27 protein-coding genes and 2 pseudogenes are annotated in these 22,952 nt (G+C 70.3%); 13 read left to right on the forward strand and 16 right to left on the reverse strand.

What is annotated here, in order from left to right; translation table 11 throughout:
- Nucleotides 1-25: 25 nt before the first annotated feature.
- The 5 genes and pseudogenes from OG937_39075 to OG937_39095 form a co-directional block, all read right to left on the reverse strand.
- Nucleotides 26-1,012, reverse strand: a complete 987-nt coding sequence (locus tag OG937_39075; GenBank protein WUD77289.1) for a TDT family transporter — start codon at nucleotides 1,010-1,012, stop codon at nucleotides 26-28.
- Between the two features lie 11 nt (nucleotides 1,013-1,023).
- Nucleotides 1,024-2,007 carry a nucleoside hydrolase gene (locus OG937_39080; protein ID WUD77290.1) on the reverse strand — a complete coding sequence of 328 codons (984 nt, stop codon included), beginning with the start codon at nucleotides 2,005-2,007 and terminating at the stop codon, nucleotides 1,024-1,026.
- Nucleotides 2,008-2,078: 71 nt separating this feature from the next.
- Nucleotides 2,079-3,341 (reverse strand): MFS transporter, encoded by a 1,263-nt coding sequence (locus OG937_39085; GenBank protein WUD79017.1) that lies wholly within the window; start codon nucleotides 3,339-3,341, stop codon nucleotides 2,079-2,081.
- 138 nt (nucleotides 3,342-3,479) lie between these two features.
- A pseudogene (locus tag OG937_39090) lies at nucleotides 3,480-4,019 on the reverse strand (aquaporin).
- Between the two features lie 272 nt (nucleotides 4,020-4,291).
- On the reverse strand, nucleotides 4,292-4,792 hold the full coding sequence (locus OG937_39095; protein WUD77291.1) for a carboxymuconolactone decarboxylase family protein: 501 nt from the start codon (nucleotides 4,790-4,792) through the stop codon (nucleotides 4,292-4,294).
- A 47-nt stretch (nucleotides 4,793-4,839) separates the two neighbouring features.
- On the opposite strand from OG937_39095, the gene OG937_39100 reads away from it, so the two are divergent.
- A complete protein-coding gene (locus OG937_39100; protein ID WUD77292.1) occupies nucleotides 4,840-6,294 on the forward strand; it encodes a PLP-dependent aminotransferase family protein in 1,455 nt (484 codons plus the stop codon).
- On the opposite strand, the gene OG937_39105 is transcribed toward OG937_39100, so the two are convergent.
- On the reverse strand, nucleotides 6,287-6,841 hold the full coding sequence (locus OG937_39105; GenBank protein WUD79018.1) for a TIGR00730 family Rossman fold protein: 555 nt from the start codon (nucleotides 6,839-6,841) through the stop codon (nucleotides 6,287-6,289). The two genes, OG937_39100 and OG937_39105, sit on opposite strands and share 8 nt — an antisense overlap.
- A gap of 129 nt (nucleotides 6,842-6,970) precedes the next feature.
- Nucleotides 6,971-7,843: an NAD(P)-dependent oxidoreductase gene (locus OG937_39110; protein WUD77293.1), complete on the reverse strand. Its 873-nt coding sequence runs from the start codon at nucleotides 7,841-7,843 to the stop codon at nucleotides 6,971-6,973.
- A 201-nt stretch (nucleotides 7,844-8,044) separates the two neighbouring features.
- Here OG937_39110 and OG937_39115 point away from each other — a divergent pair, with 201 nt between their 5' ends.
- Nucleotides 8,045-8,635, forward strand: coding sequence for a GNAT family N-acetyltransferase (locus tag OG937_39115; protein ID WUD77294.1), 591 nt, complete (start codon nucleotides 8,045-8,047; stop codon nucleotides 8,633-8,635).
- A gap of 28 nt (nucleotides 8,636-8,663) precedes the next feature.
- Nucleotides 8,664-9,005, forward strand: a complete 342-nt coding sequence (locus tag OG937_39120; protein WUD79019.1) for a cytidine deaminase — start codon at nucleotides 8,664-8,666, stop codon at nucleotides 9,003-9,005.
- Between the two features lie 70 nt (nucleotides 9,006-9,075).
- On the opposite strand, the gene OG937_39125 is transcribed toward OG937_39120, so the two are convergent.
- The 4 genes from OG937_39125 to OG937_39140 form a co-directional block, all read right to left on the reverse strand.
- On the reverse strand, nucleotides 9,076-9,543 hold the full coding sequence (locus OG937_39125; GenBank protein ID WUD77295.1) for a GNAT family N-acetyltransferase: 468 nt from the start codon (nucleotides 9,541-9,543) through the stop codon (nucleotides 9,076-9,078).
- A 218-nt stretch (nucleotides 9,544-9,761) separates the two neighbouring features.
- Complete coding sequence (locus OG937_39130; GenBank protein ID WUD77296.1) at nucleotides 9,762-10,736, reverse strand: GNAT family N-acetyltransferase; 975 nt, start codon at nucleotides 10,734-10,736, stop codon at nucleotides 9,762-9,764.
- A 102-nt stretch (nucleotides 10,737-10,838) separates the two neighbouring features.
- A complete protein-coding gene (locus OG937_39135; GenBank protein WUD77297.1) occupies nucleotides 10,839-11,405 on the reverse strand; it encodes a S41 family peptidase in 567 nt (188 codons plus the stop codon).
- Nucleotides 11,324-11,899 (reverse strand): hypothetical protein, encoded by a 576-nt coding sequence (locus OG937_39140; protein WUD79100.1) that lies wholly within the window; start codon nucleotides 11,897-11,899, stop codon nucleotides 11,324-11,326. Before OG937_39140 ends, OG937_39135 begins: the two co-directional genes overlap by 82 nt.
- Before the next feature lie 185 nt (nucleotides 11,900-12,084).
- On the opposite strand from OG937_39140, the gene OG937_39145 reads away from it, so the two are divergent.
- The 6 genes from OG937_39145 (at nucleotide 12,085) to OG937_39170 (ending at nucleotide 15,304) form a co-directional block, all read left to right on the forward strand.
- Entirely contained in the window at nucleotides 12,085-12,531 is a 447-nt protein-coding gene (locus OG937_39145) for a GNAT family N-acetyltransferase (protein ID WUD77298.1), read from the forward strand.
- Between the two features lie 144 nt (nucleotides 12,532-12,675).
- On the forward strand, nucleotides 12,676-13,167 hold the full coding sequence (locus OG937_39150; protein WUD77299.1) for a DUF2975 domain-containing protein: 492 nt from the start codon (nucleotides 12,676-12,678) through the stop codon (nucleotides 13,165-13,167).
- Complete coding sequence (locus OG937_39155; GenBank protein ID WUD77300.1) at nucleotides 13,167-13,388, forward strand: helix-turn-helix transcriptional regulator; 222 nt, start codon at nucleotides 13,167-13,169, stop codon at nucleotides 13,386-13,388. The genes OG937_39150 and OG937_39155 overlap by 1 nt, the downstream gene beginning before the upstream one ends.
- Nucleotides 13,389-13,539: 151 nt before the next feature.
- The gene (locus OG937_39160) at nucleotides 13,540-13,884 is read left to right on the forward strand and encodes an SDR family oxidoreductase (GenBank protein WUD77301.1); all 345 of its coding nucleotides are present in this window, start codon (nucleotides 13,540-13,542) and stop codon (nucleotides 13,882-13,884) included.
- Nucleotides 13,885-14,144: 260 nt separating this feature from the next.
- The gene (locus OG937_39165) at nucleotides 14,145-14,792 is read left to right on the forward strand and encodes a cysteine hydrolase (protein WUD77302.1); all 648 of its coding nucleotides are present in this window, start codon (nucleotides 14,145-14,147) and stop codon (nucleotides 14,790-14,792) included.
- A 158-nt stretch (nucleotides 14,793-14,950) separates the two neighbouring features.
- Complete coding sequence (locus OG937_39170) at nucleotides 14,951-15,304, forward strand: DUF1622 domain-containing protein (protein WUD77303.1); 354 nt, start codon at nucleotides 14,951-14,953, stop codon at nucleotides 15,302-15,304.
- Nucleotides 15,305-15,627: 323 nt separating this feature from the next.
- Here the strand turns inward: OG937_39170 and OG937_39175 are convergent, their stop codons facing one another.
- The 4 genes and pseudogenes from OG937_39175 to OG937_39190 all read right to left on the reverse strand — a co-directional run bounded on the left by OG937_39175 (nucleotide 15,628) and on the right by OG937_39190 (nucleotide 17,594).
- The gene (locus OG937_39175; GenBank protein ID WUD77304.1) at nucleotides 15,628-16,128 is read right to left on the reverse strand and encodes a GNAT family N-acetyltransferase; all 501 of its coding nucleotides are present in this window, start codon (nucleotides 16,126-16,128) and stop codon (nucleotides 15,628-15,630) included.
- 264 nt (nucleotides 16,129-16,392) lie between these two features.
- Nucleotides 16,393-16,731, reverse strand: a complete 339-nt coding sequence (locus tag OG937_39180; GenBank protein WUD77305.1) for a YciI family protein — start codon at nucleotides 16,729-16,731, stop codon at nucleotides 16,393-16,395.
- A 324-nt stretch (nucleotides 16,732-17,055) separates the two neighbouring features.
- Nucleotides 17,056-17,301, reverse strand: coding sequence for a DUF2283 domain-containing protein (locus OG937_39185; GenBank protein ID WUD77306.1), 246 nt, complete (start codon nucleotides 17,299-17,301; stop codon nucleotides 17,056-17,058).
- A gap of 69 nt (nucleotides 17,302-17,370) precedes the next feature.
- Nucleotides 17,371-17,594 (reverse strand): annotated as a pseudogene (locus OG937_39190) (IS5/IS1182 family transposase).
- 104 nt (nucleotides 17,595-17,698) lie between these two features.
- On the opposite strand from OG937_39190, the gene OG937_39195 reads away from it, so the two are divergent.
- Nucleotides 17,699-18,445 (forward strand): aminoglycoside phosphotransferase family protein, encoded by a 747-nt coding sequence (locus tag OG937_39195; protein ID WUD77307.1) that lies wholly within the window; start codon nucleotides 17,699-17,701, stop codon nucleotides 18,443-18,445.
- A gap of 288 nt (nucleotides 18,446-18,733) precedes the next feature.
- On the opposite strand, the gene OG937_39200 is transcribed toward OG937_39195, so the two are convergent.
- Complete coding sequence (locus OG937_39200) at nucleotides 18,734-19,711, reverse strand: DJ-1/PfpI family protein (protein ID WUD77308.1); 978 nt, start codon at nucleotides 19,709-19,711, stop codon at nucleotides 18,734-18,736.
- A gap of 137 nt (nucleotides 19,712-19,848) precedes the next feature.
- On the opposite strand from OG937_39200, the gene OG937_39205 reads away from it, so the two are divergent.
- The 3 genes from OG937_39205 to OG937_39215 all read left to right on the forward strand — a co-directional run bounded on the left by OG937_39205 (nucleotide 19,849) and on the right by OG937_39215 (nucleotide 22,888).
- Nucleotides 19,849-20,487 (forward strand): HD domain-containing protein, encoded by a 639-nt coding sequence (locus OG937_39205; GenBank protein WUD77309.1) that lies wholly within the window; start codon nucleotides 19,849-19,851, stop codon nucleotides 20,485-20,487.
- A gap of 85 nt (nucleotides 20,488-20,572) precedes the next feature.
- Complete coding sequence (locus OG937_39210; protein ID WUD77310.1) at nucleotides 20,573-21,826, forward strand: MFS transporter; 1,254 nt, start codon at nucleotides 20,573-20,575, stop codon at nucleotides 21,824-21,826.
- Between the two features lie 138 nt (nucleotides 21,827-21,964).
- On the forward strand, nucleotides 21,965-22,888 hold the full coding sequence (locus tag OG937_39215) for an NADP-dependent oxidoreductase (protein ID WUD77311.1): 924 nt from the start codon (nucleotides 21,965-21,967) through the stop codon (nucleotides 22,886-22,888).
- Nucleotides 22,889-22,952 lie beyond the last annotated feature (64 nt).

A 22,952-nucleotide genomic window follows, 5' to 3' on the forward strand; every position in this document is an offset into this window, starting at 1 on the left:
CGACGGTGACGGTGCCTTCGGCGCCTCAGGCGCCGCCGCCCTGCGGCTCGGCCGGCTGCGGAGCCGGCGCCGGGGGCAGCAGTTCGTGCCGCGTCAGGGCGACCAGGGTCCGCAGGGCGATGCCGCCGATGAACACGGTGATGGCGGCGAGGAACACGTAGGTGTACGCGCCGGCCCCGGGCGGACGCTGGCGCTCCACCCAGTGGATCGCGACGGCGGCGACCGCGGCCCAGCTGAAGGTGAACGCCCATGTGCTCGGCATGAAGGGCAGCTTCAGGTAGGCGGGCAGCAACCGCAGCTGGGCCAGCACCATCAGCAGTCCGTAACCGCCGAGGAAGGCCGCGACCCCGTCGATGGAGTCGGTGAACAGCGCGAAGTAGGCGGTGCTGGCCACGGCCGCGGGGGCGATCTCGATCGCCAGGGTCGGCAGAAGAGGCGGAGGCGGCAGGGGGCGGAAGAACAACCGTCCCATGATCACCGAGCCGAGGATCATCCAGCAGACCACGCCGAGGCCGAACATCACCTGACCCAGTCGCTGCTGCCCCACCACCCCGGCCGACGCCGCGGCCAGCAGGCCGCCGGCGACCGTGGGCAGGAAGTAGCCGGGATGGAAGCGGTCGACGTCGATCCGTCCGTAGATCCACTGACCGGTGAACCAGGCGCCGAGCAGCACGGTGAGGACGAGGAACACGTCCACCAGCACCCGCCCGGCCGTGGGCGCCCGGACGTAGAGGCCGTTCGCGGCGATCACCATGGGGACGATCACGCACAGCGACGCGAACGGTCCGGCCGCGGCATCGGTCAGGTCCCGTGCCAGGGACCGTGCCCGTACCGCGTGGTGGAGATAGGCGACCGTCACCAGCAACCACACGGCGGCCGCCAGGATCAGCAGCGCGTCCCCGACGCCCCGTGGCACGCGACCGGCTTCGGCGGCGGTCAGCCAGGCGTCCGCCAGGCCGACGAGGCCGAAAGGCATGCCGAAGAAGTTCAGGGGAATCGGCCGATTTTTCATGGTATGGGAAACTATCCCACTTCTTCCCTCACCGGTCCTTGCGGCGCATGACCGGACGGGCCCGGCCCCTCACGCTCCACGGCCTCCACGACGTCGACCCCGAGCGCCACGCGGGCCCCCTCGTGGATCTCGGACTCGCCGACGCGCAGGCGGCGGTCGACGACGGTCTGGCCCCTGCCGGGTCCCGGGCCGAGCGAGACCTCGACGGGCAGACGGCGCGTGGTCAGCCCCCGCGGGTCGGCGACCGCGCAGACCGCGCCTGCGTCCCCCAGGCCGCCGCCGGGGTCGGAGTCGTCGGGGTTCAGACCGCGGTGGGCGAGCAGGCGCCCGGCCAGGCGTGTTCCGGGCTCCTCGCTCTTCAGCAGCCTGCGCACGTGCTCGGACGGGACGATCACCTGCTCGAACACGTCCAGTCCGTACATCGTGACCGGCACTCCGGCGGAGAACAGGATCGCGGCGGCCTCCGGGTCGTGCCAGACGTTGAACTCCGCGACCGGGGTGGCGTTGCCCCTGCCCACGGCGCCGCCCATGGAGACGATCCGCTCGATGTTGGCGGTGACCTCCGGGTGGGTGCGCAGCAGCAGCGCGATGTTGGTGGCCGGCGCCGTGGGGATCAGCGTGACGGGGCGCGGGGAGGCGAGGATCTGCCGGCGCAGCAGGGTCACGGCGTCCACGTCGACGGGCGTACGGGTGGGCGCGGGCAGCCCCAGGTCGCCCATGCCGTCCTGGCCGTGCACCTGGTGGGCCGTGCGCGGGGGTGCGATCAGCGGACGTTCCGCGCCCCGGGCGACGGGGATGTCGGGGGCCCCGGCCTGCTCCAGCACGGTCAAGGTGTTGCGCACCACCGCGTCCACGTCGGTGTTGCCGCCCACGCACGTGACCGCGCGCAGGTCGAGGCCCGGATGACGGACCGCCAGCAGAAGCGCCAGGGCGTCGTCGATGCCGGTGTCGCAGTCGATGATCACCGGGATCGGCCGGCCGTCGGCGTCGTGCACAGGAGGTCTCCTTCGTTGTGTCGGGCTGTTGCGTGCGGGCTTCCCCGCGGTTCGTCGCTTTGAGGGCGCGGCTACTCGTCGCGGGGCCCGAGCCGGGCGCCTTGGGGACGGCGCACCGGTTGCGCAGGGGCGGGGGCCTTTGCGCCGTGCCGGAGTTCGTCCTCCACCGTCCGGTCCCGGCCGGCCAGCACGCCCGCGGCGATCTGCGGTACGAGCAGCAGGAGCATCACGGCGACGGGCAGGTCCCACCCGCCGGTGTGCTGGTAGAGGGCTCCGATGAGGATCGGCGCGGGGACGGAGAGCAGGTAACCGGTGCACTGCACGAAGGCGGAGAGCCGTACGACGCCGGGGCCGGTACGCGCGCGCATCCCGATCATGGTGAGGGCCAGCGAGAAGGCGCAGTTGGAGACCCCGATGAGCACGGTCCACACCCACGGCGCGGCACCGGGCGCCGTCCACAGCCCCGTGTAGCCGACGGCCCCGGACAGGCCCAGGACGACGACGAGAGGTCCCTGGCCGGGCAGCCGTCCGCCGATCGCGGGCAGGACGAAGGACATGGGTACGCCCACCGCCATCGACACCCCGAGCATCAGGCCGGCGGCGGAGGCCGGGACACCCGCGTCGCGGAGGATCTGCGGCAGCCAGCCCATGGCGACGAAGGCGGCGGCCGACTGGAGCCCGAAGTAGACGGTGAGCGCCCAGGCCGTCGGACTGCCCGTGATGCGGCCCGTGGACGCGGCCGGAGTGCCGGCGAACGCGCCGGCAGCGGCCGCGGCGTGCCGGGACCGGTCCCGTACCAGGGGCAGCCAGGGCAGCACGGCGACGGCGCCGACCGCGCCCCAGACGGCCAGGCCGAGCCTCCAGTCGCCACCCAGGGCGCCGGTCACCGGGACGCTGAGCGCGGCGGCCAGGGCCGTACCGCAGGAGAGGGCCATCGCGTACAGGCCGGTCATGGTGCCGACGCGGTGCGGGAACCAGCGTTTGACGACGACGGGCATCAGGACGTTGCCGACGGCTATGCCGCTCAGGGCGAGTGCGCTGGCGGCGAGGAACGGCACGGTGCGCCCGGTGAAGGGGCGCAGGAAGAGGCCGGTGGCGACCAGTGCCATGCCCGCGCAGATCACGGCCGCCGGACCGTACCGGCGGGACAGCCGGGGCGCCGCGGCGCCGAACACGGCGAACGACAGGGCCGGCAGGGAGGTGAGCAGGCCCGCCACCGTGCCGCTCATGCCGAGGGAGGCACGGACCTCCTCCAGCAGGGGGCCGAGGCTGGTGATCGCGGGCCGGAGGCTGAACGCCGACACGAACAACGCGCCGCCGACGAGCAGTTGCACACGCCGCGTGCCGGGCGCGGCGGGCGCGGCGGCGGCCGCCGCGGTGACGCGGGTGCGGCGCGCCCGGACGAGCAACCGGTAGGCCCCGGCCCCGAGTACCGCCCCGATGATGGGCCCGACCAGGTAGATCGCGAGGTCGGTGGTCTGCCCGGAGAAGACCGCCGGACCGAGCTGACGGGCCGGGTTGACCGAGCCCCCGCTGAGCGGGCCGAGGGTGGCGATCACGATCCCCACGGACAGCCCGATGACGGGCGCCAGGCCGCGGATGAACCGGGGGCGGGCGACGAAGAACGCGACGACGAGGGTCAGCGCGAGCATGCCCCCGACCTCCGCGAGGAGGACCGGCACGGGCTGCCAGGTCGGGGCGGGCCGGATCGCGGCGTGCGAGACCGACGGGAGCGCCACCGCCGGACCCCAGGCAAGACGTGCCAGGCCCGTACCGGCGGCGGAACCGGCCAGCTGGGCCAGCACGTACGGCAGGACGTGGCGGCCGGGGAAGGCGTCCATCAGCCACAGGCCCACGGTGACGGCGGGGTTCGTGTGGCCGCCGCTGCGCCGCCCGGGAGGGCTGAGGATCAGGCCGGTGAGGATGGCCCCGCTGACGGCGCCGATCACGACGAGGGCGACGCGCAGGTCGGCGATGTAGAGGGGCGAGTGCGGGTCACGCAGCCATCGCACGACCGTCACCGCGAGGAACAGCAGGACGGTCGTGAGGACGAACTCGTCGGCGGCACGGGCGAGGGCCGGTCGGCGTGGCGGAGGGGAAGCGGTACCCACCTGGATCTCCTAGTCGGGGTGGTCGCCGGCGGGGCACCCCTGACGTCTGCTGCCGGGGGAGGAGCGACGCTCGGGGGACGCGGTCGGACGCCGGGCCTGCCCGGCGGGGCGGGGACCCGGACCTCCGCTGGCGCGGGGTGGGTACCAGGCCCGGCCGGACGGGCGTATCAGGCTCAGGCGCTCGGCGTGTAGTGGCCGGGGACCATGCGGGTCGAGACGCCGATGCGGTTGAAGGCGTTGATCGCCACGATCGCGGCGATGAGGTGGGCCAGTTCGGTCTCGTCGAACTGCGCGGCGGCCCTGGCGTACACCTCGTCCGGGACGAATCCGTCCGTCACGACGGTGATCGCCTCGGTGAGCTCGATCGCCGCGATCTCCCGTGCCGTGTAGAAGTGCTTCGCCTCCGTCCAGGCGCCGAGCTGGATGACGCGCTCCGCGGACTCGCCGGCGGCCATGGCGTCCTTGCTGTGCATGTCCAGGCAGAAGGCGCAGTGGTTGATCTGCGACGCGCGGACCTTCACCAGGTGCAGCAGGCCGGCGTCGACCCCGCGGCCCGCGGCCGAGTCCAGTCGGACCAGCGCCTTGAAGGCCTCGGGGGCGAGCTTCGCCCAGTCCATGCGCGCCGTGTGCTCCGGAAGACGGGGGGTGTGCTCATGTGCTTCGTTCATCGTCATGCCCGCAACGCTACGCATCGGGTGGTACTGGAGTATGGTCCAATTACATGAGGGATTCCCGGACCAATTCCGCCGCAGACCCGCCCTCGTCCACGATCGGCGCCGACCTCCATCTGGAACTGCGCGGGACCAAACTGCGCACCGGGCTCACCGACGCGCTGCGGGAAGCCGTGCGCACGGGGCGCCTGGCGCCCGGCACCCGGCTGCCGCCGTCCCGCTCGCTCGCCGCGGACCTGGGCGTCTCACGCAACACCGTCGTCGAGGCCTACGCGGAGCTGGTCGCCGAGGGCTGGCTCACCGCCCAGCAGGGCTCCGGAACCCGGGTGGCCCCCAGGGCCGAGTCCCACAGCGCCCCGACCGGCGCTCCCCGCGCCAGACCCGCCCGGACCCGCCCCAGGTACGCCATGCAGCCCGGTTCGCCGGACCTCGCGAGGTTCCCCCGCGCCCAGTGGCTCGCCGCCGCACGCCGCGCCCTGACCGCCGCGCCGAACGACGCCCTGGGCTACGGCGACCCCCGCGGCCGTCCGGAACTGCGCACCGCGCTCGCGGACTACCTGGCACGGGCCCGCGGGGTGTACGCCGAGCCGGACCGGATCGTCGTCTGCTCCGGCTTCCACCACGGACTGGCACTGATGGCACGGGTCCTCAGGGTCCGCAAGGCGCGGGCGGTCGCCGTCGAGGCGTACGGCCTGGACCTCTACCGCGACCTGCTGACCGACGCCGGCCTGCGGACCCCGCCCCTGTACGTCGACGAGCACGGCGCACGCACCGACGACCTGGCCGGCCTGCGGGGGGTGGGCGCGGTGCTGATGACCCCGGCGCACCAGTACCCGACGGGAGTCGCCCTGTGCCCGGAGCGGCGCACCGCGGCCGTCGCCTGGGCACGGGACACGGGCGGGCTGATCCTGGAGGACGACTACGACGGGGAGTTCCGGTACGACCGCCAGCCCGTGGGCGCTCTGCAGGGCCTCGACCCCCGGCGCGTGGTGTACTTCGGCTCGGCGAGCAAGTCACTGGCCCCGGGGGTGCGGCTCGGCTGGATGGTGCTCCCGGACGAACTGGTCCCTGAGGTCGTGGAGGCCAAGGGATACGGCGACTACATGTCCAGCACCCTGGAGCAGCTCACGCTCGCGGAGTTCATCACCTCGGGCGCCTACGACCGGCATGTGCGGTCGATGCGACAGCGCTACCGGCGTCGCCGCGACCAATTGGTCGCAGCCCTTGCGGAGCGGGCGCCCGGTGTCCGGGCGGCCGGCATGGCGGCCGGGCTGCAGGTCGTCCTCGAACTCCCCGCGGGAACCGAGAACGCGGTCGTCCAGGCGGCGGCCCGGGAGGGTCTCGCGGTGAGCGGGCTGAGGGAATTCGGCCACGAGGCGCAGGATTCCGGCTGGCAGCTGCCCGAGCGGGACGCCCTGGTCGTCAACTACGCGGCGCCCTCGGACAGCGCGTGGAAGGGCGCACTGGACACCTTGTGCAGCGTGTTGCCCCAGGCGCTCAGTTGAGGGTGTCTGCCGCGAGGACGAGGGAGGCCTCCAGCTGCGCGAACGCGGCGGCACCGGTGTCGGCGACGAGCAACAGATCCGCCAGCGGCACCGGTAGGAACCCCTCCTCGTCCATCCGCCGGAGCTGCAGGATCAACCCGTCGTAGAAGCCCGCCGTGTTCAGCAGCACGACGGGCTTGTCGTGCAGACCGTGCTTCCGCAGTTCCAGGACCTCGGTCGCCTCGTCCAGGGTCCCCATGCCGCCGGCCATCACCACGACGGCGTCGGACGAGGCGAGCAGCCGGGCCTTCCGCGAGGCGAGGTCCTCGGCGAAGACCATCTCGTCGGCGTCCTGCCTGGCCCACTCCCGGAGGAAGCCGACCGAGACCCCGGCGAGCCGCCCGTCCGACTCCCGTACGGCGTCGGCGACGACCTTCATCAGGCCGGTGTCCGACCCGCCCCACACCAGGGTGTGGCCCCCCGCGCCGACGAGCTCCGCGAACTCGCGGGCCGGCCGCGTGTAGCGCTCGTCGAGGTCGGCGGCGGAGAGGAAGACACAGATCTTCATGGGTGCGGGCGCTTCAGCGGTCATGGCCCGAACGTACGCGGGCGTGCACCCTCACACGCGGTCCATTCTCCGCGCGGAACACCGGACCAATTCGGCGGCCCGCGACCCGTGGCGGGCCGCCGGCCCGCGTCAGGCCATCTGCGCCGCGAAGCCGGAGCGCCACGAGGCATGCCCGGGTCGCCACCCGCGTGACCGGGCCAGCCCGTTGGACGCGCCGCGCGCCCAGTCCAGGCGACCGGATACGGGCTCGGGGGCCGGAACGCCCAAGGCACGGGCCAGCGCCGGCAGCCACTCGCGGGCCTGCGCGGGTTCGTCGTCGACGATGTTGACGGGACCCGAGGGCCAGGCGAGCGCGGCGACGGCGGCCCGGGCGGCGTCGGCGACGTGGAGGAACGACATCACCGAAAGGTCCGCCTCGGTGGTCCCGAGGAAGCGGGCGGACGGATCTCCGGCCAGCGCCGCGGCGACGGGCCCTCCGGGTGCGTACCAGGTGCCCGGGCCGTACAGGATGCCGTACCGCAGCTGCACCGCCGTCTCCACCTCGGCGGCCTTCTCCTCCAGCGCCCGGACGCCCTCCACCATCCCCCCGCGCGGCGCCGCCGCCCCGACGTCCAGCGGTGTGCCCTCGTCGGCCGGCCCCTCCCCGGGCGCGTACGCCCAGGCGATCGACTGGGCGACGATCCTGGTCACGCCGGCGGACACCGCCGCGTCCACCAGATTGCCCGTCCCCTCGCGCCGCAGCCGGTTGGTCGCCTCCCCGTCCGCATCCGACAGGTCGGTGAGCTGATGGATCACCGCGTCCGGCGCAGCGGTCGCCAGGACCCGGTGCAGCGCCTCCCGGTCGAACACGTCCGCCTGGACGGCTGCCGCACCCTGCTGCCGAATGCGCTCGGCACCCGCCGAGCTGCGCGAGATTCCCGTGACACGGTGCCCCTCGGCCAGCAGCAGGGGAACGAGCTGACGGCCGACAGCGCCCGTGGCACCGGCAACGAAGACATGCATGGTCCACTCTCCTGTGATCAGGCGGGGCCGTCCCATCGGGGCGGACGGTCCCTTGTCGTACCTGCAACGCTAGGCGGTGAGTGGTACCGGAGCCGGATCCATTTCGCGGTTGTGTCGGCGGACCAATTCCGCGGTGCATCTTCGGGCCTCCACGCGGTTCGAGAGCGGTGTCCCGGCCGGGCATTCTGAGAGGATCGCAGCATGACCGGCCAACCCCACCCCGCCACCGAATTCCACCGGCCGTTCGCGGAACCGGTCCGGTTCGACCTGGCCGATCCCGGCACCCTGCGTCATCTGTGGGACCTTCAGCGGATCTCATACGCCGTCGAAGCCCGCCTCATCGGGTTCGACGGCATTCCGCCCCTGCACGAGTCCCTTGAGCAGCTGCGCGCATGCGACGAGTCCTTCCTCGGGGTTCGCGACGGGTCGAGGCTCGTCGGAGCGGTCGGCTGGACCCGCTTGCCGAACGGTGCTCTGGACATCTGCCGCCTCGTGGTCCATCCGGACGCGCATCGCCGCGGCGTCGCAACGGCACTACTCGACGCACTGGATTCGATCGAGCTCGCGGAGTCGACCGTCGTCTCCACGGCGACCGCCAACCTGCCTGCGGTCGCGCTCTACCGTCGGCGCGGATTCATCCCTGTCGGCGAGCGCCACGTCGCGCCCGGCGTCACGGTCACACTGCTGGAACGCAAGCGTGCAGGTCATGCTCCCGTTGAGCGGGGTGCCCAGGCCGACAGCCTGCTGACCCGGGCCCAACACCGTGCCCGGAGTGGAGGGGTGGGGCAATGAGCAGCAGTTCCGGGGCGACAACCACACCATGGCGGCTGCGGCCCGCGACCGGGACGGCCGGATCGTCACCGCGGTGAACGCCTATCACTTCACCGTAGGCCCCTGCGCGGAGCTGGTGCTCATCGGCGCTGCTGCCGCCCAGGGCGCTTATGACCTCGAAATCATCGTCGCCGTGGGTGACCGCGACCGAGGCGTCGTGCCGCCGTGCGGCCGTTGCCGCCAGGTCCTTCTTGACTACTTCCCGGCGCTCAAGGTGATCGTCGGGACGGACGACGGCCTCCGAACGGTGCCCGTCACCGGCCTGCTTCCCGAAAGCTACGTCTGGGCGGACCACCAGCTCGACGCTGAGGAGAGCACACCGGTGTTGTGACCGGAAACGCCAACCGGGTTGGCGCGTACGGCGCTTTGGGGCGGAGAGCCGCCTACCTGCGGCAGCCCCTTCAGACCGGGACTTCAAAGATGAGCTCGAGGCCGTCCACCTCGTCCCACTGCTCTCCGACCTCCACGAAGCCGAACCCGGAAATCGTGGCCAGAGATGCGGTGTTCTCGGGGCTGATCGTCACCCGCGCGGTCTTGACTCCGGATTCGGCGGCGGCGCGACGCAGCAACTCGGTCAACATCTTCCTGGCGTACCCCTGGCGACGGTGGCCCGGCGCCACCGAATAGCCGATCTCCACCATGCCCGTCCCATCGGGCGGCCCGTGGAACCCGGCGTACCCCACGACGACGCCTTCGGGCTCGGTCACCACGGCTCGGGTGAGCCACCCCGCGCTGCCCGGGTCCGAGGCCAGCTGGTTGAGCCGATACCGCCAAACCCACTTCGCCTGATCAGTGAGGAAGTAGTCCGTGAGATCGACTCCTGCTTCGGCACTGGCCCGGGCGAGGTCGTCGTCCAGCAGGGCGGTCATGGCCGTGCTCGTGAGATCAACGAATCTCACTGACCTGAGGCCGGTTGGGGCCGGGGAACGGCGGGTGGGTTCATCTGTCACAGCGCCGGATGATTGCGGAGCGCCCTGGAGCGTGTCCAGCGGTTTTCGGAGTGGTCGATGCCCCACCGGCTCACTTCACTCATTCGAGCCGAGCCCCCGGTGAACATTTCCGGTCACAGCACCGGGGACCGAAGCCGTCAGACGTCGAGCGCCCAGCGTACGTACCGCTCCTTGGGTGTGAACCCGGCCTTCTCGTAGATCCCGAACGCCCCGCTGGGATTGGTCGAGTCCACGCTCAGGCTGGCCTTCCCGTAGCCCTGGTCGGCGGCGCTGCGCAGCGCGTGCCGGATCAGGCCGCCGGCGACGCCGCGCTTCCGGTAGTCGCGGAGCGTCCCGATGAGCATGAAGTGCGCCTCGCGCACGCCGGTGGCCACCGTGTCGGCCTCCCACGACATGGTCACCAGCATGCCCGCCGGGGCCCCGTTCGCCACGTCCCGGAGCAGGAAACTGACCGCGGGCCGGAAGGTGTGATTGGTGATCTTGTTCTTCCAGGCGTCCACGGGCACCGGCACGGTACCCCAGTGGTCCTTGAACGCCTCGTTCCGGATCATCCGGAACTCCTCGTCGTTCTGCTCGGACCATGGCTCGACCCGCAGCCCGTCGGGGATCGCCGCGTCCGGGATCGCGTCACCGAGCGGATGCTCCATGAAGTGGTAGTAGCGGGCGGGTGCGAAACCCTGGGAGCGGAAGAGCTCGGCCGCACCGGCGATGCGCTCGCAGTTCTGGACCTGGACCTCGAGCTTCAGTGTCGGCTGGTGCAGTGCGTGCAACGCCTTCGCGCCCGCTATCCCGGCCTTCAGCAGCACGGTGCCGACACCCTGGCGCCGGTAGTCCGGGTGCACGCCGCCGTCGACCATGATCCGGTGCACGTCCTCGGCGGTCGGCTTGTAGGTGGCCTTCATGTAGCCGACCATCACGTCGCCGTCGAAGGCGGCGAGGCTCGCGCGCTCCAAGTCCGCGTATGGATCCACCAGTTCCTGGAGGGTGTCCGCCTCCTCGTAGTTCTCGCCGATCTTGTCCTCGGCCTCCATGGCGTTGAGGAGGTCGGCCGACGTCTTCGCGTCGCCTGTGGTGAGCGGTCGCCACGTCAGGGTGGTGGATTCTGCGTCCATGGCCGCGACAGTACGGACTCCGGCCGCAGGCTGTCGCGTTGTTTTCCCGACGCGGGCAGGGGGTGGATGCGACGGGAGCTCAAGGCCTTCGGCGGCCCCGGCTCAGCCCTCCGGGACACACCCGGGTTGCTGTTGAAGCCATGCTCTTGCCGCGGCTTCGGCCTGGTCGGGCCGGGTCGGTTGGTCCGGTGCCAGCGGGGAGTCGGGGTCGTAGCGGTGACCGGTGCGGTCGGCCTCGGCGACGCTGGTGATGACCAGTTGGGCGCCGTCGCTCAGCGGGAACGTGATGTTGCCCGAGGGCACTCCGGCGGTGGAGGAGCCGAAGGACCGGGTGTGCGGGCGTCCGCGGAAGGAGATCGCGGTGGCCTCCGCCGCGCTCGCCGTCCCGTCGTCGGTGAGTACGGCCACGGGTGGGTCCGCGCGGTCCAGCCGGTACGGGGAGGTACCGAAGGTCTCCGTTTGGCCGCCCTCGGGCAACTCGTCGCGATACTGCCCGCCGCGGATGCCCCAGGAGGTTCGGACGTCGCCGTTCGGGCCGACGAATTGACCCAGTCGCCCGTCACCGAACAGCGGTGCCAGGGCGGCGATCATGGGGTCCATGCTCCCGCCGTTGTTTCCACGCAGGTCGACGATCCACCCGCACACGCCGGTGCGGTCAAGCCTGCGCACCGCGGCCCGACCGGCCTGGACGTACCGCCGGTTCGCCGTGGACGATCCGAGAAGCCTCTCGGGCAGGACGACAGTCCCAGTCGGCCCGATACGACGCGGCCGGTCGGAACGGGCACCTCGGCGGGCGGGACCGCCTGATTCGCGGTCACCACCTCCGGAGCCACCAGTTTGCTGTGCTTGTTGAGGTACCGCGCCGCGTCGTCGATGGCACGATGGGTGCCGCCGGTGGTCTGCGCGCCCTCGGCGAGGGAATAGGTCCACTGCCGCAGATCGGCCCAGTCGGTGTGCTCGCGGGCGATGGAGTACTCCTGCAACAGGCCCAGCGCGTGATCGAGATAGGCCCGCGCCTGCGGGGACATGCCGTTCGACGCGGCGTTGGGGGAAACCCTGCCTTCGGCCGCCCTCATGGAGACGGCATCGCCTGCGGTGAGCAGGACGGCGCACAGGAGCAGATACCCGGCGGTCCGGCCCCGGACCGTCGCCGTGCAGGCCATTGACATCGTCCCCCATCACAGCACCCCGCTGCGGCGTGCGCGCCAGATGATCTCACCGTGCCCGGACAGCGGCAAGCGATCAGCCGACGCCGCACCCGGCGTCACGTCCCGCCCCGGTGACGGCCGGACGCCGGCTTGCCGGCAGATGCCCATCGCCGATCCGGCCGCACGGCAGGATGGGCACCATGGTGGAGATCAGCTTCCTGACCGAGTCCGACCGCGTCTGCTGGGAAGTGCTGGCCCGCGGCAAGGACACGTACTTCGACGTCGAACGCCACGACGACAGCTACGAACGGACATGGCGACGCCTGCTCGACGACGAGCGGATACGCGGGATCGCCGCACGGCTGGACGGCAGGATGGTCGGCATCGCGCACTACCTGTTCCACGCCAGCGTCTGGTACGCGGGGAAGTGCTACCTGGCGGACCTGTTCGTGGACGCGGAAGTCCGGCGGCAGGGTGTCGCGACCGCGATGATCGAATGGGTCGCGCGCGACGCGGAGGAACACGGCGCCCCGGGCCTCTACTGGAACACCCTGGAAGACGCCCCGGCTCGCGCGCTGTACGACAAGGTGGGCAAGTTCCACGAGGGCTTCATCCTCTACACCTACCGGCGTGACGCGAATTCATAGGCAATCAACCGTTTCTTCCGGTTTCGCGGAACCGCCACAGCCTTCCGCCGCAGCGTGAACGTGCCGCCGACCCTCCATCCTCGCCCTTGCTTCACCTATCGAGATTCGATAGGTTTCCATCGTAAGTCGATGGAAGGGTGAGTCATGGGAAAGCTGACCGTGCGTGCACTGCGCGCCGTGCTGGTGGTGGTGTTCGCCGGCACCGTGTTCGTACAGGCGGGGATGGTGTGGGTATTGGTGTCGGGCAACGACCCGGAGGACGGGTCGCTCCCGCTGACCCCGCTGCGCCTGATCACGATCCTGGGGATGCTGTCGGCCCAGGTCGCCCTGGTGTGCGTATGGCGGCTGGTGGGGATGGTGCAACGCGGAACCGTGTTCTCCCACGCCGCCTTCCGGTACGTGGACGTCATGATCGGCGCGATCGTGGCGGCTGCCCTCGTGTGGTTCGCGGTCACGGCCATCAACGCGCCGGGCCAGCGGGAGGACCCGGGCGTCACCGTCATCATGGGCGGGGTCGGCGTGGCCATCCTGGGGGTCGCCTTGATGGTGCTCGTGCTGCGGATGCTGCTCGCCCAAGCCGTCGCGCGTGACGTCGAGGCGACGCGGATGCGGGCCGAGTTGGACGAGGTGATCTGATGCCGATTTCCGTCGACATCGACGTGATGCTGGCCAGGCGGAAGATGTCCGTGGGCGAGCTGGCGGACCGCGTCGGGATCACGCCCGCCAACCTTGCCGTGCTCAAGAACGGCCGCGCCAAGGCGGTGCGCTTCGCGACGCTCGCCGCGCTCTGCGAGGTGCTGGAGTGTCAGCCGGGCGACCTGCTGCGCTGGGAGGCCGAGGACGCCGCGGGCGCATGACGTGCCCCGGGTCGGGCGTGAAAACGCGTGGCATCACCGGCCCGTGACACGGCACGTGGATCACGCACCTGCGCATGTGACCTCCCAACGACGAACCCCCGTCCTTCCCAGCGCGGAAGGGCGGGGGTTCGTCGTTGGGAGGGAGCGGCGTATGGCGCGCCATACGCCCGGCGGTGTCGAGGTCCCGCGACGGCCACCGGCCGACCAGACCGACTACTCGGCGGCAAAGGCCGGAATCATCGGGCTCACCAAGGCCGCGGCCAAGGAGACGGCCCACCACGGCGTGCGGGTGAACGCCACCGCCCCGGGTCTGATCCGCTCGCCGATGACCGAGGCGATGCCGGCCCACATCTGGGACGCGAAACTCGCCGAGATCCCGATGCGACGCGCCGGCGAGGCGTCGGAGGTGGCCTCGGTGGCGCTCTTCCTCGCATCGGACCTCGCGTCGTACCTCACGGGGACGGTCATCGAGGTGACCGGCGGCCGTCATATGTGACCAGCCGCTGATCAAGTGATGTCAGGATTCACGGCCGCCCGCGCTTCGCCGGGGAGGGCAGGGACGACGACCGAGGTGCAGCAATACACCGATGCGGAACCCTCCGCGATGGGGCAAAGTGGAACGGAGGGCCGAATGACCGGGACAGCGCCTCCGCAGGAAGGGACCTCGCGTCTCAGGACCGGAATCTGCTTCGGAAGGACATGCGCTGTACCGATACTTATCACGCCAGTGGTTCGTTATCGCGTGAGGAGCGCCAGGTGGAAATCAAGAATACCGACACGGCGGTCGTGTTCATTGACCCACAGAACGACGTGCTGAGCGAGAGCGGAGCGAACTGGGACGCGGTGGGAGCGAGCGTCACAGAGAACAGGACCGTCGAGAATATGGAGAGAATCTTCGAGGCGGCGAAGGCGGGCGGATATGAGGTATTCATCTCGCCTCATTACTTCTACCCGACCGACAACGGATGGCGAATGAACGGGCCGCTCGAGACGAGCGAACTGGAGACCCACACGTTCGCACGGACGGGACAGCTCGATCTGACGGGGTTCCGAAACTCCGGGGCAGACTGGCTGGACCGCTTCAAGCCCTACATCGAAGACGGCAGAACGGTGGTCGCCAGCCCGCACAAGGTATTCGGGCCGGAGTCCAACGACTTGGTGCTGCAACTGCGCAAGAGGGGAATGCAAAGGATTATCCTTGGCGGGATGCTGGCGAACATGTGCGTCGAGTCCCATATGCGTCACCTCATCGAGGAAGGATTCGAGGTCGCCGTGGTCAGGGATGCAACAGCCGGACCCCGGCACCCGGTCTGGGGCGACGGCTATCAGGCGGCGATCATCAACTACCGTTTCTTCGCCCATGCGTTGCTGTCGACCGACGAAGTACTCGATGGAATGCATTGAGGAACTCGCAGCCGTGAAATAGCGCTCACGTCCGTCCGATAGTTACGCCTTCAACAGGCGCCGTCGACGGTCGCCGGTCTGCTGCGCGGGGAGTGCGGTGGTAACAGAGGTTGCGGACCATAGACGAGCGGATTCGGGTCGGCGCGAGAGGGGATTCTGTGGAGCTCCAACACATCGTGGAGCTGGCCGGTCGAGCCGTCGACGCCGCGGGCGTAGCCGTCATCGTCGTGGGAACGCTCTACGCGACCGTTCTCGCGGCTATCCGGCTCAGTCGCCGAGAGGCGGGTGTGTACCGCGGCTATCGCCGTCGCGTCGGGCGGTCGATCCTGCTGGGACTGGAGTTCCTCGTAGCCGGCGATATCATCCGCACAGTCGCCGTCGCACCGACGTACGCAAGCGTCGGAGTGCTGGCCGTGATCGTGGGCATCCGCACCTTCCTCAGCTTTTCTCTCGAGCTCGAGATCACCGGGCGGTGGCCATGGCAGAAGCCGGTGGCCGAAGCCGAAGACTGACCCCGCGTGGCGCCGGCGGCCGGCGGAGCGACGCCATCCCTGCCGTGACGAGGTGGGGAAAGCCCTACCGCGCCGCTTGATCGTGCTGGGCTCGGAACTGGTCGAGCAGGCTGAAGAACAGCTCGATCGCTGGTGTTCCGGTGGCCTCGGCCTCGCGCTCGATCCGCGTTGACCAGCCCAGCGAGCTTTCCTCGCCGTTGGGTTGGCAAAGCCACCGGCTGAAGGGGGGGCGTCCCCGTGCAATGCGTCCAGAAGCCGGATCGCGTGGACCTCGGACATGCGCACCACGGATACGGAGTGCAGGCGTGCCGCAAGATCGCGGTCTACGGCTGGAGGGCCAGGTCGCGCTGATACCAGGTGCCCGGCTTACCGCCGAGGTCGGCCGGGTCTGCCGGGCCGGCCAGGACGAACCCGGCCTTGGTCAGCACCCTCTGGGAGGCGGCATTGGCGTGGGAGGTGGCAGCGCGCAGTGTGCGCAGCCCGTGTCGTGCCGCCGCCAGCCGGCACAACTCCCGGACGGTCGCGGTCGCAACGCCGCGGCCGGCGACGTGCTGCGCGACCCTGTAGCCGAGGTCGGCAGTGCCGTCCTTGAGGTCGTACAGGTTGAACCGGCCCAGAACCGAGCCGTCCGCGGCGACCAGCACATAGAAGGCGCAGCCGCCGGCCTCTTGCTCGGCCAACATGACGCTGTGCCGGTCGGCGAACTGGTCGTAGAACTCGTCGCCCCGGTCGGAGATCGAGGCTGCGAAGTAGGCGCGGTTCGCCAGCTCGAAGGCGAGGACCGCCGCGGCATGGTCGGCATTCAGCTGCTTCAGCTCGGGCACGGCGCGACTCTACCCGGGCCGCGCGCCGAGGCCACCTGAGTTTCCCTCAGCGGCAGACAGCCCCAAGACCATGGCACAGCACGATCCAACGCTGGAGTACCAAGCAGCCCCTCTGGCATCGGGCCGCCGACGACCTCACCGACGGCACGGCAACGTGGGTACCGGTCGGGCGTTCTACAGAGCGTTCTGCAGGGCCGGCATGCCGATCCCGCAGGTCACAAGCCACTTCCGAACCAGGCCTCAGCCGTTGCGGGTCGTCTTCGATCAGACGGTCGAGTCGGGCATGATCTCCCGGACCTCCTGCGCACAGCGGCATGCGGCAGCGATCTTGGCAGCCCAGTCCAGCGCGTCCTCACGTGAGGGCACATCGATGATCGAGAACCCGCCGAGCACCGCCTTGGTCTCCGGGTACGGGCCGTCGGTGACGGTCCCGTCGGTGGCCACGACGCTCGCCCGCTGCCTTTCCAGTCCACCGCCGAAGACCCACACACCGGCGTCCTGAGCCTTACGCACCACCTCGTGCGAGGCCTCGGCCACCTCGGGCAACTCCTCCTCGGGGAAGGTCATCGCGCCGTCATCGAACGAGATCAGGTACCGCGTCATAGATGGCTCCCTTGGCCGTTGGCCTCCTTCGGCCGCCCCTCACCTTACGACGAACGTCTCCCTCAGAACCGACACTTCCCCTGGCTTCCGAAACAGGGCCTGGCCGGGTCGGTCAGCGAGGTCCATGTCGGCCGCTTCATGGTTTCGTGGGAGCACCACTGGTCGAGGGCGGCTGCTGTGGTTGCCGTACTTCCTTGCTGTACGGCGTCTTCGCTGCGGCATCCCGGGCGCGACGGTCGCACCGCGCCTGCCGTCCCGACGTGGAGCCCTTTCCAACCCGCGGCACGTCGCACCGCGGTCGCCGCCGGGGCGGCGCTCGGCTGTTCAGGAGTCTTCGGTGTCCAGCCGTTCCGCGGACTGGAGCAGGTACGCGGGCAGTTTTGAACTGGCTGCCAGCACCTCGATGCCGATGAGGCGGCCCTGCTCGTCGAAGTCGAGGTTGATCATGCCGTCGACGTCCACCGGATCGCAGGGATACATGCGCGCGGACTTCACGCGGGCCTGCGGTTCGGTGAGGTACACGTACGCTGCGTTCACGGTCTTGTCGTAGGTCACTCGGACGTTTGCCACAGTGGGCCCCCTTGCTGTCGGTTGCCGGCGGCGCTGTCCTGGTCGACGCCCCAGGCCGCACCGTCGTCTGGCTGACGGGGCGAGGTGCAAGGCCAGGACGGGCTTGACGATGTCGGTGATGCGGGTGGTGCTGCAACGGAGTTTGCGAAGGAGCCCGTCAACTCTTCAGGGTGGCGTTGGCCTGCTCGCCGACGGCTCGGATCCTGGCGTGCGAGGAGTTCACCGCCCCACTTGCCAGTTGGGAGCGTGCTCCATCGGCCCCGGTAAGGCACCCGGATCGTCCCCCGAGCCCCTGGCTGCGGTCAGCGGCCGCCGGGTATCGGGACGCGGTCTGCCGCGTCATCGCACGCGATAAACCCGGCGACGTCGGCGATCCGCCCCGGGATACTGGTCGCCCATGGACGAGGTCGAGGTCGTCGTTGCCCATTCCGAGCGCGCGACCCTGCGCGTCGGCGACGTGTTCCTGAAGGTGGACGCCGATCAGGCGCGCATCGACGTCGAGGTCGAGGTGATGTCCCTCGCGCCGGTCCCGACGCCGGAGGTCCTGTGGCGCAAGCCGCCCGTGCTCGCGATCGCCGCGCTCCCGGGGACGACGCTTGGGCGCCTCGGTGGGCGGTCGACCGGGTCACCGGCGGCGTGGGCCGCGGCGGGCGCCGCCATCCGGAAGCTGCACGACGCGCCGTTGCCGCCCCGGCCCGGCCGGGCCGGGCGCAGCATCGTCGCGCTGGCGGCGGAACTCGACGACGAGTGCGAGTGGCTCGTGACGAACGGCGTCCTGCCCACTGACCTGGTCACCCGCAACCGCCAGGTCGCCGAGGCCGCGCTCCGGCCGTGGACTCCGGCGTTCACGCACGGCGACCTGCAGATCGCGCACGTCTTCGTCGACGGCGACGAGGTGACGGGCATCATCGACTGGTCCGAGGCGGGCCGGGGTGATGCCCTGTACGACCTCGCCACCTTCACGCTCGGACACGAGGAGCACCTCGATGACGTCGTCGCCGGCTACGGTACCGACATCGACCTCGACGTGATCCACGCGTGGTGGTCCTTGCGAAGCCTGCTGGTGGTTCGCTGGCTGATCGAGCACGGCTTCGACCCGTTCGCGCCGGGCTGTGAGGTCGACGTGCTGAGATCCCGGATGTGAGGCTGCGCGGGCGCGACTTCTGTGAATGCGTTCTGACGCATCGAGCGGGCCATCCCCTGGGACGTACCGCCTGCGCTTACTCCCGACACAGTGGGGTGCGCAGTCGTCGCCGGCAGACGACGGCGCAGCCGAGGGTGACGAACGCGTGGTGGATGTCGTCGCGCCCAGTCGCGCAGCCGTCGCCGGCAGGTCATCCCCGAGCCGAATCCCCGCTAGGGTCACCACCGGAGCCCCGGTGCCGTTGTCCGGCGGATCCGACATATCAACTGCAGTAAATGAGATGAATTCTCACTGCTGTCCTGTTTCGGCGCGGCGCGCGGTCCTGAAGCGGCGCTGATACGCGGCAGGGCTTATCGCCATTTTCCTGACGAAAACCCTCCGCATGCTCTCGTAGCTCGGGAATCCGGCGAGGGAAGCCACCTGGGTCGCGGTGTGCCCTTGGTCGAGCAGGGCTTTCGCCATGTCGAACCGGACCGTCTCCACGTACCGGGCCGGCGTGGTGGAGAGTTCGTCACGGAAGAGCCGCGTGAGATGCCGAGAGCTCAAATTGAGGTGCTTGGCGAGCTCACCGACCGAGTAATTGCCCGCGGGATCCGCCGTCACCAGGTCGGTGATCCTCCGGATGGCCGGAGAGCGGGGCGGTGGTCCCTGCAGCGGGGCCGAGAACTGCGACTGGCCGCCCGAACGCTGCAGATACACCACCAGGGAACGGGCGACGTCGCGGGTCAGATCAGGGCCGTAATCCTCCTCGACGAGTGCCAGCGCGAGGTCGATGCCGGCGGTCACGCCCGCCGAGGTGTACGTGGTGCCGTCACGGACGTAGATCGCGTCGGGCTCGACGCGGCTGGCCCGGTACCGGGCCGCGAGTTGGTCCGTGACCTTCCAGTGCGTGGTCGCACGCTTGCCGTCCAGGAGACCGGCGGCGCCGAGGACGAATGCCCCGGTGCAGATCGACGCGACCCGGTCGGCCTTGACGGCCAGCGTCTGCGCCGCTTCGAGCAGGTCACGGGCGACGGCGTTGCGCGGGTAGAGGTCGGATCCGGCCACCAGGAACGTATGGGGGGCAAGCTCCGTGGCGGCGCCGGAGACGGCGATCCGGGCCCCGATGGACGAGGCGACGTCGTCTCCGGTCGGTGACACCAGCACGACCTGGTAGTCGGCCCCGAACCGGTTCGCTTCCGCGAACACCTCCGCGGGGCCGGCGACGTCCAGCAGCGTGACCCCGTCGTAGACGAGGATCACGACCTGATGCGCGGCAGAGTCCACACCCCCATTCTCCGCCCGTCCGGATTCGGGTGACTCATGGCGGGACTGCGGTGGCGCCGAACGCCCGGTGGTCGGCAGTGTGGAAGTCGGAGGCACCGTTCCTTCATAACACACCGATATCAGAAAGCGCAGAGGTCATGACCGAGATCATCGCCGGCGTGGAGATTCCCGAAACAGCCGCGGTCGCCGAAGCCACTCGACTCATTCAGGAGACGACCAGCCCCCTCATCTACCATCACTCCCGGCGTGTTTTCGTCTTCGGCGCCATTCATGCCCGCAGGCTCGGCCTTGACCCCGACCCGGAGCTGCTCTACCTGTCCTCCATGTTCCACGACACCGGCCTCATGACGCCCTTTTCCGACGTGGAGCAGCGCTTCGAGGTCGACGGGGCCGACCACGCGCGCAAGTTCATGCTGGAACGCGGTTTCCCGGCCACGGCCGCCGATGTGGTCTGGACGGCCATCGCGCTGCACACGACACCGGGAATTCCCCACCGGATGGGCCCGGAGATCGCCATCACGAATCTCGGCGTCCTGACCGACGTGCTCGGCCTGGGCCTGGACGAGCTGGATCGCGCCCAGGTGGAAGAGGTCATCGCCCTCCATCCGCGGGGCGACTTCAAGAACGAGTTCCTGCAGGCCTTCGTCGACGGACTCCAGCACCGCCCGGAGACCACGAACGGGACCGTGAACGCGGACGTGCTGGAGCACTTCATCCCCGGCTTCCGCCGCACGACCACGGTCGAGCGCATCCTGGGCGCGCCTTGGCCGAGCTGATCGGAGAGCCGCAGAAGACAACGTGATGAAACGTGTGAATCGGCCTCACGGCGGCCTTCGTCTCGGACGAGGTGCTGCCTTCACCGTGCTCGTCTCCGCGAACGTGGTGATGATGGCCACGGCGAGCGCACCCTCACCGATCTACCCCCTGTACCGGGCGCGTTGGGGACTGTCGGTCACGATGCTGACGGTGATCTTCGCGGTGTACGTCGTGGGTCTGCTCGGCGCGCTGCTCACGGTCGGATCGCTGAGCGACCACATGGGCCGACGTCCGGTGCTGGCCGCCGCCCTCCTGGTGGCGGCGGCCAGCACGGCGATCTTCTGGACGGCCGATGGCGTCGTGTCCCTCCTGGCCGCGCGGGTGGTGCAGGGCATCGCCACCGGGGCGGCCACGGGCGCTCTCGCCGCCGGTCTGGTCGAGTTCTCGCCCACGGGACGTCCGCATCTGGGGCCGACGATGACGGCGGTGGGCACGAGTTTCGGCATGGCCGCCGGCGCGGGGACGGTGGGGTTGCTGGTCCCGTTGACCTCACGTCCCGACGCGTACGTCTTTCCCGTCCTCACCTGTACTTTCGTGGTTCTGGCCGCGGTCGTCCTCGCGATGCCCGGGACGCGCGCCCCACGCGCCGGTGGGCTGGCGTTGCTGCGACCCAGGGTCCGGGTTCCGCGGGAAGCCCGGCCGGCGTTTCTCGCCTCCATTCCCGCCCTCGTCGCAGGGTGGTCCGTCACGGGGCTGTTCCTCGCGCTCACTCCGTCGCTGGTGAGCAATGTCCTGCACGTGCGGTCCGGCGCCGCGGGCGGGCTCAGCATCGCCGCGCTGTTCCTGGCCAACAGCGTGGGCGGGTTGTGGTCGGTGCGGCACACGGCTCGGCTCGCCACGTTGCTGGGAGCGGTGCTCCTGGCCCTGGGCGCGGCCGGACTGGCGGTCGCGATGGCCCTCGCGTCACCGGTCGTCTACGCGGGCGGATCGGTCGTCGCGGGGCTGGGGGTCGGACTGACCTTCAACGGCAACCTCCGCGCGATCAGCGAGGTCACGGGTGCGACGTCGCGGTCGGAGGTCTTCTCCGCCGTCTACGTGATCAGCTACGCGGCGCTGAGTCTCCCCGCCCTCGCGGCGGGGTTCGCGGCTCCCTTCTGGGGACTGGAGACCACGGGCTACCTCTACGTCGGCTTCGTCGGGGTGCTGTCCATCGGTGCCGCCCTCCGCGCCGCCCGGCCACGCGCTCACAGCCCTCTTGGCGGCCGGATAGGCGCGGCCTCGCAGACCGGCAGCCGGCGCCGACCTCACAGCGAAGGGATCCGTCACCGAGTGCATTTTGATGACAGAGGAATTTCATGACAAAAGCACAGGGAAATTGTCTGCGATGGCGCGGATATCTTGGTGTGGTCATGGATCCTCGTGCGCGTCGAACAGTGTGCAATTCTTTTCACGTCGGCGAAACTCCGATGTGTGAATTTCTTCAAGAAAGGACTTGTCATGCAAGCCGTCACCGCTCGGGACCGGAACGCCGGAGCCGATGGGCTCTCGCTCACGGACATGCCCCACCCGCACGCCGCGGAGAACGACGTCATCGTGCGGGTGCACGCCGCGGGCTTCACACCGGGGGAACTCGACTGGCCGGGAACCTGGACCGACCGGGCCGGCCGTGACCGGACGCCGAGCGTGCCCGGGCACGAACTGTCGGGCGTCGTGGCCGAACTGGGGTACGGAACCACCGGCCTGACCGTGGGGCAGCGGGTGTTCGGACTGGCCGACTGGGCCCGGAACGGCTCACTGGCCGAGTACGTCGCGGTAGAGGCCCGCAATCTCGCTGCGCTCCCGGCGGACGTCGACCACACGGTGGCCGCCGCGCTGCCGATCTCCGGGCTGACCGCGTGGCAGGGCCTCTTCGACCACGGGCACCTCGGCACAGGCCAGACCGTCTTGATCCACGGTGCCACGGGCGGGGTCGGGTCGATCGCCGTGCAGCTCGCACGCGAGGCGGGTGCCCGGGTGATCGGCACCGGCCGGGCCGCGGGCAGGAGCACCGCGCTCGATCTCGGCGCGGACGCGTTCGTGGACCTGCAGAACGACCGGCTCGAAGACGTCGGCGAGGTCGACCTCGTACTCGACGTGTTCGGCGGCGACATCCTCGAACGCTCGACGGCGCTGGTCCGTGCCGGCGGCACGCTCGTCACCATCGCAGAGCCACCCTCCGTCCAGCCCGAAGACGGGCGGGCCGTGTTCTTCGTCGTCGAAGCCGACCGGGCGCGTCTCGCGGACCTCATCCAGCGTGTCCGGGACGGACGGCTCAAGCCGATCGTCGGGGATGTGCTGCCCCTGTCCGAGGCACCCGCGGCCTTCACCCACAAGGGGCGCCGGATCCCCGGCAAAACGATCATCAGGATCACGGAAGGCTGAGTGCGGGCGCACGCCCGCAAGGGCAGGCCGGGCGCGCCGCGCGGGGGAGTGGCGCCCGGCCTGC

Origin of the sequence: Streptomyces sp. NBC_00510, from assembly GCA_036013505.1 — a bacterium.
GTDB lineage: Bacteria > Actinomycetota > Actinomycetes > Streptomycetales > Streptomycetaceae > Actinacidiphila.